Genomic DNA, 15,527 nt, shown 5'->3' on the forward strand with positions numbered 1-15,527 from the left:
CCGGATGGTAAATGGGGTAAATAATTATTATCGCTGAGTTAATAATTATGCAGATAGCATATTATTTTTTTAGCCAGTCATTAGCAAACTCAGCGTGGGAGTGGCGTACAGCGTGCCTTGCCACCTTTTGAGCCTTTTTTAGCTGTATGTAGAGGATTATTAGCGTAATGGACAGGGTTATCCAGGATAAATCTTATTAGTAGTGATTAATAATTAAGAGTAGCGCTAATGTTGTTAAGGGTTCATTCAATTAAGCTATGCGAAGATAAGCGTTGAATACATAGCATGGTAATAGAATCGTGACAGTAATTAATAAATTTGCCCTGGTTTTTTTGTTTATTTTTGGTCAGCTTACACTCTCTTCCGCCGCGTTATCCGCTGAAAATGGAAGCGACAAAGGGTGGTTTTCAACGTTTAAGGATAACGTTGCGCAAACATGGAACGAACCCGAACATTATGACCTCTACGTACCGGCCATCACCTGGCATGCCCGTTTTGCCTATGATAAAGATAAGACCGACCGCTATAACGAGCGCCCATGGGGTGCTGGCTTTGGTCAGTCACGCTGGGATGAGAAAGGTAACTGGAACGGTATCTATCTGATGGCGTTTAAAGACTCCTATAACAAATGGGAGCCGATCGGGGGTTATGGCTGGGAAAAGACCCGGCGACCGCTGGCAGATGATAATTTCCACGTCGGATTGGGCTATACCGCTGGCGTCACCGCACGTGATAACTGGAAGTACATCCCCGTACCTGTATTGCTACCCCTGGCTTCCGTGGGTTACGGTCCGGCAACTTTCCAGATGACCTATATACCCGGAACGTATAATAACGGTAACGTCTATTTTGCCTGGATGCGCTTCCAGTTTTAACTGAGATAACTTTACATTTTGGTGAAAAAACAGTCAGTCATTGAATCGCAAAGGATAAAAAGGAAGTGGCAAAGATTAACGCGACTTTTGTCACTTTTTATAAAATCTCCGCTGGACAAAACGTCTCACAATTGATGTACTGATACCCGACACAGCATTAGTGTCTTTTTTTCATGTAAAGGTAATTTTGATGTCTAAGATTAAAGGTAACGTTAAGTGGTTTAATGAGTCCAAAGGATTCGGTTTCATTACTCCGGAAGATGGCAGCAAAGACGTGTTCGTACACTTCTCTGCAATCCAGAGCAATGGTTTCAAAACTCTGGCTGAAGGTCAGCGCGTTGAGTTTGAAATCACTAACGGTGCCAAAGGCCCTTCTGCTGCTAACGTAATCGCTCTGTAATCCAGACGAGACAGCAAGAATTTCAAAACCCGCTCACTGAGCGGGTTTTTTTCGTTTCAGCTTAGCTAAACAGATATAAATTCAGAAAGCTGGCGACGATAAGCAAACTCAGCATCACCATCCCCGCGCACATCATGTTCTCTTTCATCCCGGCACCCCTTCTCACAAGTTGGGCTCAGGGTGCCAGAGAAAAATTAAGACAACATTAACGCGCGGTTTCTATTGCGCGTTTGCGCCAGAAAAAAGCCAGAATGCGATCGCGGTCATCATCAGCGACCCCAGCAGGTTTAACGCGATATTCAATAACGCCCACGAAACACGGCCTTCCTGCAGCAAAAAGACGACTTCCGCCGAAAACGTAGAAAAGGTTGTCAGGCCACCACAAAAGCCGGTGGTGATCAGAAGCTTCCAGACAGGGTCAATGTGCGTCATGCGGTTGAACCAGGCCAGACCCATACCAATGATAAACGCACCGATCAGGTTGGCGGCCAGCGTGCCCAGGGGAATGATCTGATGCAGTGGGTTGAAGCGCATGCTTAACAAACAACGCGCAACGCTGCCCGTTCCGCCGCCAATAAATACGGCTAAAAGTAGTTGAAACACGAACAATACCTGCTATTTGATGTGTAGAGGTTATGAGTGTAACGCCGTTTATGGCAGGGGGAAAATATGTATGTCGCGGTAGGGCAGTTTGCAGTAACGCCGGAATGGCAAAAAAATGCAGAAACCTGTTTATCGCTGATGGAGCAGGCCGCGGAGCAGGGGGCCTCGCTGCTGGTGTTACCCGAAGCGCTGCTAGCGCGTAACGATAACGATCCGGATCTCTCAGTGAAATCGGCTCAGCCGCTCGATGGTGGTTTTCTCACATTGCTACTGGCTGAGAGCGCACGCAATACTATGACAACCGTCTTGACGCTGCATGTGCCTTCCACTGCGGGCAGGGCGGTGAATACGCTGGTTGCATTGCGGAGCGGCAAAATCGTTGAGCAGTACGCCAAACTGCATCTCTACGATGCGTTCAGTATTCAAGAGTCGAGGCTGGTGGATGCCGGAACGATCGTGCCGCCGCTTATCGAGATCGAGGGGATCCAGCTTGGGTTGATGACCTGTTACGATCTTCGTTTCCCGGAGATGGCGATCAATCTGGCGCTAGCGGGCGCACAGGTACTGGTACTCCCTGCGGCCTGGGTCCGGGGCCCCCTGAAGGAGCATCACTGGTCGACATTGCTGGTGGCCCGGGCGCTGGATACGACCTGTTATGTCGTGGCGGCAGGCGAGTGCGGGAACAAAAATATCGGGCAAAGCCGTGTCATCGATCCGCTGGGCGTGACCGTTGCCGCTGCGGCGGAGGCACCTGCGCTGTTAATCGCTGAAATCAACCCACAACGTATCGCCTATGCCCGGCAACAATTACCGGTGTTACGTAACCGCCGTTTTGCGCCACCGCAATTATTATGACGTTTTTTTCAACAAGGCTTGATTCACCTTGTTACAGATTGCTATTGTGTCAGCGCGCCAAATGACCGTTAATAAACTCGGGTTTTAAGGGCGCATTACGCAGCCTGTTTCAAGTCAAGAAGGTATCTATGGGTGAGATTAGTATTACCAAACTGCTGGTGGTTGCCGCACTGGTGGTCCTGCTGTTTGGTACTAAAAAGTTACGCACGCTGGGCGGAGATCTGGGTGCAGCCATTAAAGGCTTCAAAAAAGCGATGAACGACGATGATGTAACGGCAAAGAAAACGGCCGATGCAGACATCACCGCTGAGAAGCTCTCTCACAAAGAGTAATAGGCTCGCAGTAAACAAAAAAACCGGCTCAGGCCGGTTTTTTTATGGGGGAAATGTAAGCGGGTGTGATCCGCTTATTTCACCTCTTCCCCTTTCGCCTGCATATCGGCGTGGTAAGAAGAGCGGACAAACGGACCACAGGCTGCATGGGTAAAGCCCATTGCCATGGCTTCAGCTTTCATTTCATCAAACTCTTCCGGGCTGACGTAGCGCTGAACCGGCAGGTGGTGACGGCTTGGCTGGAGATACTGGCCCAGCGTCAGCATGGTCACGCCGTGACGACGCAGGTCGCGCATCACTTCAATAATCTCTTCGTTAGTTTCGCCCAGACCCACCATCAGACCCGATTTCGTTGGGATATCTGGATGCGCCTCTTTAAAGCGCTCCAGCAGCTTCAGAGACCAGTTGTAGTCTGCACCAGGACGTACCTGACGATACAGGCGTGGCACGTTTTCCAGGTTGTGGTTAAACACGTCTGGCGGCGTCGCGTTCAGGATCTCCAGAGCGCGGTCCATACGGCCACGGAAGTCAGGCACCAGCGTTTCAATTTTGATGTTCGGACTTTTCTCGCGAATCGCGGTAATGCAGTCGGCAAAGTGCTGAGCACCGCCGTCACGCAGATCGTCGCGGTCAACGGAGGTGATAACCACATAGCGCAGCGCCATGTCGGCAATTGTCTGTCCCAGTTTCTGCGGCTCATTCGCATCCGGCGCGACAGGGCGACCATGGGCAACGTCACAGAACGGGCAACGACGGGTACAGATGGCACCCAGGATCATGAAGGTCGCTGTACCGTGGTTGAAACACTCGGCCAGGTTAGGACAAGAGGCCTCTTCACAAACGGAGTGAAGGCCGTTTTTACGCATCGCCGCTTTGATTCCCTGGATACGCGACGAGTCGGCCGGAAGTTTGATTTTCATCCATTCCGGTTTTCTTAACAGCGCTTCGCGCTCCGTAGCCACGTTTTTAACCGGGATAAGGGCCATTTTATCGGCATCGCGGTATTTAACACCGCGTTCCATCACAATGGGTTTACTCATAGCGTGCGTGTTCCAGTTGCGAAATTCGAGGGAAAGCGTTTCTATTCAAGGGAATGTTGCAATTATCAACTATATTTGAACGAACGACAGGCAGTATATCATTGATACGGACGATAAAGCAGCCTGAGCGGTCGCCAATTTGTAAAATAGTTGTTGGATTGTGCGATTTGACCTACCCGCGACAGGCGTCAGGGGTAGTGTAATGACTCAAAACGTCTGACGGATAACGTTGATGACGTTTTCCAGTACCGGATCGCGCAGGCTCAGCTTGTTGTAATACAGCGAAATCTCAGCCGTTTCTGCATTGAGTTGCGCCAGAGGGATCTGCTCCAGCGGCCAGCAGTTGCGAAGCAGACTGAACATGCGCGTCGGCATGATACCAATCAAATCGCTGCTACCGATCAGGGCGGCAATCGTAAACATATTGTAACTACTAAAGCTCACCGGACGCTCCGGGAAGATCTCATTCACCCGCTGACGCAGGCCGTTCATACTTTGCCCTTCGGTAATTAGTAGCGTTTGTTCGTAATGGCGCAGATTTTCAATCGTGGCCGGCTGGCTCAGCGCCGGGTGATGCTTACGACACACCAATAACAAGGTGTCGGTAAACAGCACGGTATGGCTGAGCGCGCGTGCATTGAGCGTATTAGCATCAATAATCAGGTCGGTCTGAAATTGGGCAAGTTGCGCTTCCGCATCGGTAATCGGAATGTTGCGCAGCAGCAGTTGCGGTGCGTGAGTTTTGACGGCGTGGTAGATCTGTGGCATCAACAGTGCGCCGATGGAAGGCGTGGTACCGATGGTAATAGTACGCTGTTTGTCATAGCTGCCAGTCAGGTCCAGTGCCCCAAGGATCGACTCAAGCCCCTGACTAATATATTCATGCAGATGCGTGGCATACGCGGTTGGCGTAACCCCCTGGCCTTTACGAATGAAAAGCGGATCGGGAAATATGGCGCGTAACTTCTGGATAGACTGGCTTATAGCTGACGGCGTGAGATTAAGAATTTTCGCAGCATTAACGATTCCTTTGTGGACATATACTGCCTCGAATATTGTCAATAAGTTGAGGTCAATATTGCGTAAAGTCCGAAAAATTTGCGGTTTCGCATCTCCGCTCGGATCACTAAGGCGTTTTTCTGGACGATTATTATAATCCACGCTTTCGCTCCATTCTTGTTCGCAATATAAATAATAGTTGAAATTAAATATTATGCTTATTGTTCTGATTGAACAGTTTTGCCGTAGTTACTTGCTGTTAGGAATCAAACGGTTGCTTGACTGCTGCGCAGGTAGTGACTTGCCACTCGGATGGCCGTGCCGGCACAGGCTATTATTTAGCGCTTATTGGCAGGGGCTTTGCAGGCTTTTTGAAAATATAGAAACTCGTGTTTATTGTAAAGTCAAAATGCGGGGAAATAAGGATGGCCCGACAAATAAGTGGGCCAAAAAGGAATAATTTTAAGCATCCATATATTCATGGGGTGGATAGTTTAGCAGTGCTAAAAAAGCATTAACTAAACGAGGGCGAACATTATCAATCGCTATATTATCGCTGAACTGACGCATTTGGGTCATTTCCATCCCTGCGTAACCGCATGGATTGATTCGATGGAAAGGCGAAAGATCCATATCGATATTCAGGGCCAGTCCGTGAAATGAACAGCCTTTGCGGATGCGTAAACCAAGTGAGCAAATTTTCATCTCGCCCACGTAGACGCCTGGTGCATCGGCACGTGGATGGGCTTCAATATCGAATTCCGCCAGCGTATTGACCACCGTCTCCTCAAGCAGTGTGACCAGCTCCCGCACGCCCAGCTTTCTGCGCTTCAGGTTGAGTAACACATACATCACCTGCTGGCCCGGGCCGTGGTAGGTGACCTGACCGCCGCGGTCGCTCTGGATCACTGGAATGTCACCCGGCATCAGCAGATGCTCGGCTTTACCTGCCTGGCCCTGAGTGAAGACGGGCGGATGTTCAACCAACCATATTTCATCCAGGGTGTTTTCATCGCGGGTATCAGTGAATTCGTGCATAGCAATGGAGACTGGTTCATAGGGCTGTAGCCCCAGATGGCGGACAAGAATTTTATCCTGATGCAAAACAACATCTCCGAAAACGAGAGGAAAAGTGTAGCGGGGAGTATATCACAGGGGGAAAACGGGTTACCCGGCAAACCGGGTAACCGAGAGGATTAGAGCACCATACGTACGATTTCGATGTTACCGAGCTCTTCGTACAGGGTTTCCACTTGCTCAATGTGCGTCGCGGTGATGGTGATTGAAACCGAGTGGTAGTTACCTTTGCTGCTCGGTTTGACCGACGGAGAATAGTCACCCGGCGCATGGCGCTGTACCACTTCCACCACCTGATCAACCAACTCAGGTTTCGCCAGACCCATTACTTTGTAAGTAAAAGGGGTAGGGAATTCAAGCAGTTCGTTAAGTTTGGTTTTCATGTCAGCTCCGGTATTGCATAAAAAAAAGAATAACTCCCACGCGGGTGGGAGTTATCAGGTTACATAGTATATGGGGACGGAAATCACACTTTCAAGTGTTCAGATTTCAACCAAACCAGTGGTGGAACATCAATTTAATGTAATCAATGATTTTGCCAAAGAAATTGCCTTCCGGAATTTCTTCCAGCACCACCAGCGGACGCTGATCGATGGTTTTGCCATCAAGCTGGAAATTGATGGTGCCGACAACCTGATTTTTCTGCAACGGTGCATGCAGCTCGCTGGAAGTCAGCACATAGCTGGCTTTCAGGTCTTTCATACGGCCACGGGGAATGGTGAGATAGAGATCTTTATCCACACCTAAAGAGGCGCGATCGTTGCTGCCAAACCAGACGGGCTCGGAAGCAAACTCTTTACCGGCTTTCAGCGGGTTCACGGTTTCGAAGAAACGGAAGCCCCAGGTCAGCAGTTTTTTGCTCTCGGTTTCGCGACCTTTATAAGTACGACCGCCCATTACGGCAGAGATCAAGCGCATCTGACCTTCGGTGGCGGAAGCAACCAGGTTATAGCCGGCTTTATCGGTATGGCCGGTTTTGATGCCGTCTACCTTCAGGCTGTTATCCCACAGCAGGCCGTTACGGTTCATCTGGCGGATGCCGTTAAAGGTGAACTCTTTCTCTTTGTAGATAGAGTATTCGTTCGGCACATCACGAATCAGCGCCTGACCAATCAGCGCCATATCCCGTGCGGAGCTGTACTGCCCCTCTGCATCCAGGCCGTGTACCGTCTGGAAATGGCTGTTCTTCAGGCCCAGCGCGTTCACATAGCTGTTCATCAGACCGACGAAGGCATCCTGGCTACCGGCAGCAAAATCGGCCATCGCCACGCAGGCGTCATTACCGGATTGCAGGTTAATGCCACGAATCAGCTGGGATACCGGAACCTGCATGCCTGGTTTCAGGAACATCAGAGACGAGCCTTTAAAGACCGGGTTGCCCGTCGCCCAGGCATCGTTACCGATGGTGACCAGATCCGTCTCTTTAAATTTACCCGCTTTCATTGCCTGGCCGATGACATAGCTGGTCATCATTTTGGTCAGGCTGGCCGGATCACGGCGCGCGTCAGCGTTCTGTTCCGCCAGCACTTTGCCGGAGTTGTAGTCGATCAGGATATAAGATTCCGCGTCAATCTGCGGAACGCCAGGGATCATGGTCTTGATGTTAAGGTCATCGGCGTGAGCGGCAGACAGTGTGGCTGCGCAAAGCGCCGTGGTGAGCGCCATGCGCTGCACAAAACGAGCGGAGAGAGTGGTCTTCATGGTCAGAACAACGACGTCCGTGATGAAATTAAAAAAAGTGCCTTACTATAGCAAAAGCTATACAGGCAGGCATCCGACTTTCAGCGTGAGAGTGTTAACCACTCTGACAAAAACTGACAATTCGGACACCGCCGATTAATCATTTTGCAACAGCGATAAAGGACTGCAGTTGCGCTTCATTTTGTAAACGTTGTTGCAGCGCTGCGGCTTCACTCTTGCTGGCAAACGGGCCTAACTGGATACGCCAGACGGCGCCATTTTGTTCCAGACGACCCGGTACGCCAAACTTCTGGCTGAGCCCCTGCTGATACTGCTGGGCGCGAGCCTGATCGCTGACTGCACCAACCTGTACGACAAAGTTACCCGCAGCAGCAGGGGAGGCGGCAACGGCACCCTGGGTAGCGCCTGGCGCCGTGACCGGTGCTGTGTTTTGCGGCGCCGTAACGGGTGCAGCCGTTTGCGGCGCTGCAACCGGCTGCGGTGCCGGCGGCTCGCTACCTTCCAGCACGCCAGAAGCCAGCGTGGTTGGCGCACCGAGGAAGCCACTGCTGCTGACTGGCGCGCCCATGCTGTCTTCACTTTTCAGCGTATCGTTGCTGATAGCACGTACATCACCCTGGGGAACCGCAGGCTCAGCCGGGGAGGAGACGCTACCCATTCCGCCGCTTAAATCGGGGCGAGCAGGCAGAGCGTAGGTCTGTTTAGCGACCGTAGTGCAGGCCATACCCGGACCTGAAAGCGAACCATCCTGCGCCACGATGATAGGATCGATGCGCACTTTGGTATTGTTTGAGGTGTTCAGTCGGTCTGCCGCCGCGCGGGAGAGCGAAATAACGCGATCATTACCGTACGGGCCGCGATCGTTAATGCGCACCACAATCATCCGGCCATTGGCCAGGTTAGTGATACGGGCATAGCTCGGGATCGGCAGCGTTGGATGGGCGGCAGTAAGCTGCATAGGGTCGAACGCTTCGCCAGAAGCCGTCAGGTTACTGCCGGGCTCGGCATCATAAATCGCAGCCAGGCCAGCCTGACTGAAGCGCGAGGCATCCTGCACAATTTTATAGCTTTTGCCGTCACGCTCGTAATCCTGATTGGCGGTAGCGCTCAGCGGTTCAAAACGTGGATCGGCACCACTAATCTCAACAATCGGACCATTACAGACCGCTGGCTGCGCGGGTGCGACTGTCGCTTGCTGCTGACCATCGTCACTTGTACAGGCTGCCAGTAAACTTACTGCGATGCAGATCCCAGGCCACTGCTTGCGCATTGCGCTCCCCTTATACGCTCTTCGACAACATTTTTCTGTGGGTATGGATCGACATGACGATACCAAACCCGGCCATCAGCACGATCAGTGCCGACCCTCCGTAACTTACCAGCGGCAGCGGTACGCCAACCACCGGCAGAATACCGCTCACCATACCAATATTTACGAAAACATAAACGAATAAAATCAACATCAAGCCACCGGCCATTACACGACCAAAGGTGGTTTGCGCCCGCGCCGCAATCCACAGCCCACGCATGATAAGCAGTAGATAAAGCGCCAGCAGGATTAAGATGCCAACCAGCCCCAGCTCTTCTGCCAGTACCGCAAAGATAAAGTCGGTATGACGTTCAGGTAAGAACTCCAGCTGCGACTGGGTACCATGGAGCCAACCCTTTCCGCGCAGGCCACCGGAACCAATAGCAATCTTCGACTGTATAATATGATAGCCCGCCCCCAGTGGATCGCTCTCTGGATCCAGCAGCATCATGACGCGTTGACGTTGATAGTCGTGCATCAGGAAGAACCACAGGATGGGAATAAAGGCTGCCACCAGCACCACCGCGATGCCAATCAGACGCCAGCTCAGGCCGGAAAGGAACAGTACAAACAGACCGGAAAGGGCGATAAGAATCGAGGTTCCCAGGTCAGGCTGTGCCGCCACCAGCAGGGTAGGCAGGAAGATCAGCACCAGTGCGATAGCCGTGTTCTTCAGTGAGGGGGGGCAGACGTCGCGGTTGATAAAGCGCGCCACCATCAGCGGCACCGCAATTTTTGCAATCTCTGAGGGCTGAAAACGCACTATCCCCAGATCAAGCCAACGCTGTGCACCCTTGGAAATGGCGCCAAACGCATCGACGGCGACCAGCAGAATGATACAAAAAATATAGAGATAGGGGGCCCAGCCTTCATAGACACGAGGCGGGATCTGCGCCATCACCACCATCACCACCAGGCCCATGGTAATCTGGCCGATCTTGCGCTCCGTCATACCCAGGTCCTGGCCGCTGGCGCTCCAGATAACCAGCGCGCTATAAACCAGCAGCGCCAGCAAAATCAGCAGCATGGCCGGATCGATATGGATTTTGTCCCACAGCGATTTTTTATTCGGATTATCCGTCACGATTATTGGTCCTCCGCGGCGGCGGTAGCCGGGTTTTCATTTGGCAATTCGGTGTTGTTATCACCCAGCATGATGTGATCGAGGATCTGGCGCATGATGGTACCAACCGCCGGGCCGGCGCCGCCGTTTTCCAGAATAATCGAGACGGCAACCTGCGGGTTGTCATAAGGGGCGAAGCCGATCATCAGTTTGTGGTCACGCAGACGTTCGGCAATTTTATGCGCGTTATAGGTTTCGTTAGCCTTAAGGCCGAAGACCTGCGCAGTACCGGATTTCGCCGCAATTTTATAAGGTGCGCCCGCAAAGTATTTATGCGCCGTACCGTTCGCACGGTTCGCAACGCCAAACATCCCGTCTTTGGCAATTTCCCAATAACCGGAATGAATATCGCCCACCGGCGGCTCGTGCGGCTGAATCCAGGGGACTTTCTTGCCATTTTCAACGGTGCTCATCAGCAGGTGCGGCACTTTTACCACCCCGTCGTTAATCAGCGTCATCAGCGCTTTGTTCATCTGGATCGGCGTAGCGGTCCAGTAACCCTGACCGATACCCACCGGTATGGTATCGCCCTGATACCAGGGTTTTTTGAAGCGTTTTAGCTTCCATTCGCGGGTTGGCATGTTACCGGAGCGTTCTTCCGAAAGATCGATACCGGTGTAGTGGCCATAGCCAAATTTCCCCATCCACTCCGACAGCCTATCGATACCCATGTCGTAAGCGACCTGATAGAAGAAGGTATCGGCAGACTCTTCAAGTGATTTGGTGACATTCAGATGACCGTGACCCCATTTTTTCCAGTCACGGTACCGCTTTTCAGAACCTGGCAGCTGCCACCAGCCGGGGTCAAAGAGGCTGGTGTTACGGGTGATCACCCCAGAACTGAGGGCAGAAACGGCCACATACGGCTTCACGGTGGACGCCGGCGGGTAGACGCCCTGGGTGGCGCGGTTAATTAGCGGGGTGTTCGGGTCGTTCAGCAGGCCGGAGTAATCCTTGCTGGAGATCCCATCCACAAAGAGGTTCGGATCATAGCTTGGCGTTGAGACCAGCGACAGAATGCTGCCGGTACGCGGGTCGGTAACAATCACCGCCGCACGGCTGCCAGCCAGCAGGGTTTCGATATATTGCTGCAGCTTCAGATCGAGGGTCAGGTAGATATCATGCCCTGCCTGCGGCGGCACCTCTTTTAACTGGCGGATGACGCGGCCACGGTTGTTAACTTCAACCTCTTCATAGCCCGTCTGGCCATGCAGCACGTCTTCATAGTAACGCTCAATCCCCAGCTTGCCGATATCATGGGTCGCCGCGTAGTTAGCGAGTTTGCCATCTTTATCCAGGCGTTCGACGTCTTTATCGTTAATTTTAGAGACGTAGCCAATAACGTGGGTCAGGGCCGAGCCATAAGGGTAGAAGCGGCGTTTATAGCCTTTCACCTCAACGCCAGGGAAACGGTACTGGTTTACAGCAAAGCGGGCAACCTGGACTTCGGTCAGGTTCGTTTTCACCGGAATGGAGGTAAAGCGGTGTGAGCGTGAGCGCTCTTTTTTAAAGGTCGCGATATCTTCGTCATTCAGGTCCACCACGCTGCGCAGGGCTTCCAGCGTCTGCTGAACATTATCGACCTTCTCAGGCATCATTTCGATTTGGTAGATCGTGCGGTTCAGCGCCAGCGGCGTGCCGTTACGATCGTAGATAATGCCGCGACTCGGCGCGATGGGAACCAGTTTGATACGGTTTTTGTTAGAACGCGTCTGGTAGTCGGTAAAACGGACGACCTGCAGATTATAGAGGTTGGCAATTAGCACGCCAGTAAGCAGCAAAATCCCCAAAAAGGCGACCAGCGCCCGACGCACAAACAGCGCGGACTCAGCCGAATAGTCGCGAAAAGAATTCTGTAGTTTCATCCGCTGCTTAATTTATCCAGAACGTAATCATTACTCACGGTGATAAGGATGGTTGGTTGTGATACTCCACGCGCGGTAGAGGCTCTCGGCAACCAGCACCCGCACCAGAGGGTGGGGAAGTGTCAGCGCGGAGAGAGACCAACTCTGTTCTGCTGCCGCTTTGCAGGCAGGAGATAACCCCTCCGGGCCGCCAATCAGCAGGCTGACGTCGCGACCATCCTGCTTCCAGCGTTCGAGCTCGTGCGCCAGTTGGGGCGTATCCCAGGGTTTCCCCGGAATATCGAGAGTGACGATGCGGTTTTTACCTGCTGCAGCCAGCATCATCTCACCCTCTTTATCCAGAATGCGTTTGATATCCGCGTTTTTGCCACGCTTACCCGCCGGAATTTCGACCAGTTCAAACGGCATATCCTTAGGAAAACGGCGCAGATATTCAGTGAAACCGGTTTGTACCCAGTCGGGCATTTTGGTGCCAACGGCGACCAGCTGCAGCTTCACGCATTAACCCCAGAGCTTTTCCAGCTCATACAGGCGACGACTCTCTTCCTGCATGACGTGGACAATAACATCGCCTAAGTCAACAACGACCCAGTCTGCGGTCGCTTCACCTTCCACGCCCAGCGGTAACATACCTGCCGCGCGAGACGCCTGAACCACATGGTCAGCAATAGACGCGACATGGCGCGTGGAGGTACCGGTGCAGATGATCATGCAGTCGGTGATGCTTGATTTGCCCTGAACGTCAATGGCAATGATGTCCTGACCTTTCAGGTCATCAATTTTGTCGATAACAAAATCCTGGAGTGCTTTACCCTGCAAGTGTTCCCCCTGGGGTGAGTGAGATTGAGCAATATTAAATTCGTAGCCAGACAGTATACCTGAACTGACGGCGGCGTCGGGACAATTGTCACCGGACGGGCGTTTGGAGGCGGGTATCATCCCACCCCCGGTCAGAGATTGCATCGCCATTTTTGTAAAACAGTTTTTGTAAAAGCATGCCTGGCATCGCCTGGCTGCGGAGGATATCAGCCTGGATGGGGCTGTCAATGGCGAGAGCGTGAATGGACGGCTTTTTCAGCCTTTCAGCGCGTCGTTGTCGGTTTTCTGGTACAGACCCTGCTGCTGAATGTAACGAAGTACCGCTTCGGGTAACATTTCTGCGCAGGATTGGCCGTTCTGCAGGCGCTGACGAATCTGGGTGGCAGAGATATCAAACCACGGCGTTTCAGCCAGATAGATTTTACCGGCAGGCAAGGTATGCAGGTCGTCAACGTGGGGCGTCAGGTGCGCTTCCAGCCACTGCTGGTGCACCTCTTCTTTCATCGTTAAAGGATAGCCCGGGCGACGGCAGACAATAAGATGGCTGTTATTGAGGATGGTGTCGTACTGATACCAGGAGGGAAAGCTGAGTAACGAATCCTGCCCAATAATAAAGGCCAGCGGTGCGTCCGGGCCTTGCTCTTCTCGCCATGCCTGCAAGGTTTGCGCAGTCCAGGAGGGGGTATCCCGACGGAGCTCGCGCTCATCGAGGCGAAAAAGGGGTTTATCGGCAATCGCCAGCTCAAGCATAGTTTTACGCTGTTCGCTGGTCGCCTCCGGCTGAAGGCGATGAGGGGGCACATTGTTAGGCATGATGATAACCCGCTGCAGCCCAATCAGGTTTGCCAGTACCTCTACCGGCTTCAGGTGCCCATAGTGAACTGGGTCGAAAGTGCCGCCATACAGCGCCTGTAGCGTTTTCATATCAGCCTTCGATAAAAACATCAGCCAGTGCTTTATGGCACAGCAATAACGACAAGCTCTCCAGCTCTGACCATATCGACTGGCCGTAATCCTGTTTCAGCGTGAGTTCAGCGTGGGTCAACAGTTGCACGGCCTGACGCAATTGCTCCGGGCTGAGGCGGTTCAGCGCCTCGGTGGTTATCCCCCGGCGGTTTTGCCAGACGCGGTGCTTATCGAACAGCGCGCGCAGCGGCGTGTGAGCTGACTGACGTTTCAGATTAACCAGCAGCAAGAGTTCGCGCTGCAGGGTTCTGAGTAGGATCACCGGCTCGCTGCCCTCAAGACGCAGCTGCTGCAAAATGTGCAGGGCACGTTTGCTTTTGGCGGCCAGCAGGGCATCTACCCAGTGAAACGGGGTAAAGTGAGCGGCATCGTTCACCGCCTGCTCCACGCGGGGCAGGGTCAGTTTGCCATCCGGCCAGAGCAGAGAAAGACGCTCCAGCGCCTGGGCGAGGGCCAGCAAATTCCCTTCATAACAGTAACAGAGCAGCTGGTTGGCGGCATCGTCGAGCTGAAGGTTGTTCTGCCGGGCGCGGGCGGCCACCCATTTGGGTAGCTGCGCCTGTTCCGGTGTCTGGCAGGTGACCAGCACGGACTGGTTTGCTAACGCGGCGATCCAGGCGGCATTTTCTTGTGCTTTAGTGAGCTTATTGCCTCGCACTATCAGCAGCAGATCGCTGTGCAGCAGGCTTACCAACGTAGCGAGTTGCTCGTTGATGGCGGCGTTAGGGCCGTTTTCGGGTAGCTGGATCGACAACGTCTGTCGCGTGGCGAACAGGCTCATCGCCTGGCAAAGCGAAAAAATCTCCTGCCAGTCGGTGCTGTTATCCAGCGTAAAGCTATGGTGTTCGTCGAACCCCTGGGTCGCGGCTATCTGACGCACCGCGTCATGGCTCTCTTGTAACAGCAGCGGATCGTTTCCGAGTAACAGATACGCCGCGCGCAGCCCCTCTTTGAGCTGCGCGCGGAGTTGTTCAGGGTACAACCTGATCATCAGTTACCCAGCGTCGTGGAGACGCGAGGCGTGGTCGTAACGGGCGTCGCTTCTGCCGTCTCTTTTTTATCCGCAGCCTGGATACTCGGCAGCTTACGGATCAACTGTTCAGCCACTTTGTCGTACATTTCGTTGACGATAATGGTGCGTTCAGCATCTTTTGCCAGAGCTGCCTGCGGGTTATCGAAGAACGAACGGTACACTTTAGTACTGATCGGATAGATATCATGGCCCGGAATCAGTACTGCTGCGCTCACCTGCATGACCATCTGGTATTCCGCGGTACGACCATCCTGGAAGATGGAAGCGGTATCCTGGCTCAGGGATGAGCGCAAGACACGGAACGATGGCACATCCTGACGCAGAGAACCTTTTTCGATCAGTTCAACGCCGTTAAGGCGCAATTGGTTACGGATGGCACGGCTAAGCGGGCCATTCGGATCCCCGGAATCGAAGATCATGGTTTTCATCTGATCCGGCACCGCGGTGGTATTACGCAGGTGCCAGCCACAGCCAGCGGTGACAAGCACCGCCAGAGATAACAGTAATGTTGCCAGTTGTCGCACGCTTCC

General features: G+C 52.9%; 18 protein-coding genes. 4 read left to right on the forward strand and 14 right to left on the reverse strand.

The genetic code is table 11. The features are described from left to right. Positions 1 to 299: 299 nt before the first annotated feature. The gene (gene pagP, locus JZ655_RS05515; RefSeq protein WP_207293211.1) at positions 300 to 875 is read left to right on the forward strand and encodes a lipid IV(A) palmitoyltransferase PagP; all 576 of its coding nucleotides are present in this window, start codon (positions 300 to 302) and stop codon (positions 873 to 875) included. Positions 876 to 1,065: 190 nt separating this feature from the next. Further along, on the forward strand, positions 1,066 to 1,275 hold the full coding sequence (cspE, locus tag JZ655_RS05520; protein WP_002439184.1) for a transcription antiterminator/RNA stability regulator CspE: 210 nt from the start codon (positions 1,066 to 1,068) through the stop codon (positions 1,273 to 1,275). 219 nt (positions 1,276 to 1,494) lie between these two features. Here the strand turns inward: cspE and crcB are convergent, their stop codons facing one another. Beyond that, positions 1,495 to 1,878, reverse strand: coding sequence for a fluoride efflux transporter CrcB (gene crcB, locus JZ655_RS05525; protein ID WP_207293212.1), 384 nt, complete (start codon positions 1,876 to 1,878; stop codon positions 1,495 to 1,497). Positions 1,879 to 1,944: 66 nt separating this feature from the next. Here crcB and JZ655_RS05530 point away from each other — a divergent pair, with 66 nt between their 5' ends. Together JZ655_RS05530 and tatE are read left to right on the forward strand one after the other, a co-directional pair. Further along, positions 1,945 to 2,733 carry a deaminated glutathione amidase gene (locus JZ655_RS05530; protein WP_207293213.1) on the forward strand — a complete coding sequence of 263 codons (789 nt, stop codon included), beginning with the start codon at positions 1,945 to 1,947 and terminating at the stop codon, positions 2,731 to 2,733. Positions 2,734 to 2,861: 128 nt separating this feature from the next. Beyond that, a complete protein-coding gene (gene tatE / locus JZ655_RS05535; protein ID WP_040076588.1) occupies positions 2,862 to 3,065 on the forward strand; it encodes a twin-arginine translocase subunit TatE in 204 nt (67 codons plus the stop codon). A gap of 74 nt (positions 3,066 to 3,139) precedes the next feature. Here the strand turns inward: tatE and lipA are convergent, their stop codons facing one another. The 13 genes from lipA to lptE form a co-directional block, all read right to left on the reverse strand. Then, the gene (gene lipA, locus JZ655_RS05540) at positions 3,140 to 4,105 is read right to left on the reverse strand and encodes a lipoyl synthase (RefSeq protein ID WP_046884300.1); all 966 of its coding nucleotides are present in this window, start codon (positions 4,103 to 4,105) and stop codon (positions 3,140 to 3,142) included. Positions 4,106 to 4,312: 207 nt separating this feature from the next. Next, the gene (locus tag JZ655_RS05545; RefSeq protein WP_207293214.1) at positions 4,313 to 5,266 is read right to left on the reverse strand and encodes a YbeF family transcriptional regulator; all 954 of its coding nucleotides are present in this window, start codon (positions 5,264 to 5,266) and stop codon (positions 4,313 to 4,315) included. Between the two features lie 300 nt (positions 5,267 to 5,566). Then, on the reverse strand, positions 5,567 to 6,208 hold the full coding sequence (lipB, locus tag JZ655_RS05550) for a lipoyl(octanoyl) transferase LipB (RefSeq protein WP_046884299.1): 642 nt from the start codon (positions 6,206 to 6,208) through the stop codon (positions 5,567 to 5,569). A 92-nt stretch (positions 6,209 to 6,300) separates the two neighbouring features. Then, complete coding sequence (ybeD, locus tag JZ655_RS05555; RefSeq protein WP_003858718.1) at positions 6,301 to 6,564, reverse strand: DUF493 family protein YbeD; 264 nt, start codon at positions 6,562 to 6,564, stop codon at positions 6,301 to 6,303. Positions 6,565 to 6,670: 106 nt separating this feature from the next. Further along, a complete protein-coding gene (dacA, locus tag JZ655_RS05560) occupies positions 6,671 to 7,882 on the reverse strand; it encodes a D-alanyl-D-alanine carboxypeptidase DacA (protein ID WP_207293215.1) in 1,212 nt (403 codons plus the stop codon). Between the two features lie 139 nt (positions 7,883 to 8,021). After that, positions 8,022 to 9,152: an endolytic peptidoglycan transglycosylase RlpA gene (rlpA, locus tag JZ655_RS05565; RefSeq protein ID WP_207293216.1), complete on the reverse strand. Its 1,131-nt coding sequence runs from the start codon at positions 9,150 to 9,152 to the stop codon at positions 8,022 to 8,024. Positions 9,153 to 9,162: 10 nt separating this feature from the next. Next, positions 9,163 to 10,275: a peptidoglycan glycosyltransferase MrdB gene (mrdB, locus tag JZ655_RS05570; RefSeq protein WP_032617027.1), complete on the reverse strand. Its 1,113-nt coding sequence runs from the start codon at positions 10,273 to 10,275 to the stop codon at positions 9,163 to 9,165. Between the two features lie 2 nt (positions 10,276 to 10,277). After that, complete coding sequence (mrdA, locus tag JZ655_RS05575) at positions 10,278 to 12,179, reverse strand: peptidoglycan DD-transpeptidase MrdA (protein ID WP_207293217.1); 1,902 nt, start codon at positions 12,177 to 12,179, stop codon at positions 10,278 to 10,280. Positions 12,180 to 12,209: 30 nt separating this feature from the next. Further along, positions 12,210 to 12,677 (reverse strand): 23S rRNA (pseudouridine(1915)-N(3))-methyltransferase RlmH, encoded by a 468-nt coding sequence (gene rlmH, locus JZ655_RS05580; protein ID WP_040076580.1) that lies wholly within the window; start codon positions 12,675 to 12,677, stop codon positions 12,210 to 12,212. A 3-nt stretch (positions 12,678 to 12,680) separates the two neighbouring features. Then, a complete protein-coding gene (rsfS, locus tag JZ655_RS05585; protein WP_040076579.1) occupies positions 12,681 to 12,998 on the reverse strand; it encodes a ribosome silencing factor in 318 nt (105 codons plus the stop codon). A gap of 255 nt (positions 12,999 to 13,253) precedes the next feature. Next, positions 13,254 to 13,922: a nicotinate-nucleotide adenylyltransferase gene (nadD, locus tag JZ655_RS05590; RefSeq protein ID WP_207293218.1), complete on the reverse strand. Its 669-nt coding sequence runs from the start codon at positions 13,920 to 13,922 to the stop codon at positions 13,254 to 13,256. 1 nt (position 13,923) lies between these two features. After that, positions 13,924 to 14,955 (reverse strand): DNA polymerase III subunit delta, encoded by a 1,032-nt coding sequence (gene holA, locus JZ655_RS05595; RefSeq protein ID WP_207293219.1) that lies wholly within the window; start codon positions 14,953 to 14,955, stop codon positions 13,924 to 13,926. After that, positions 14,955 to 15,521 carry an LPS assembly lipoprotein LptE gene (lptE, locus tag JZ655_RS05600; protein WP_207293220.1) on the reverse strand — a complete coding sequence of 189 codons (567 nt, stop codon included), beginning with the start codon at positions 15,519 to 15,521 and terminating at the stop codon, positions 14,955 to 14,957. Before lptE ends, holA begins: the two co-directional genes overlap by 1 nt. Between the last annotated feature and the right edge of the window lie 6 nt (positions 15,522 to 15,527).

Origin of the sequence: Leclercia pneumoniae, assembly GCF_017348915.1 — a bacterium.
GTDB classification, from domain to species: Bacteria; Pseudomonadota; Gammaproteobacteria; order Enterobacterales; family Enterobacteriaceae; genus Enterobacter; species Enterobacter pneumoniae.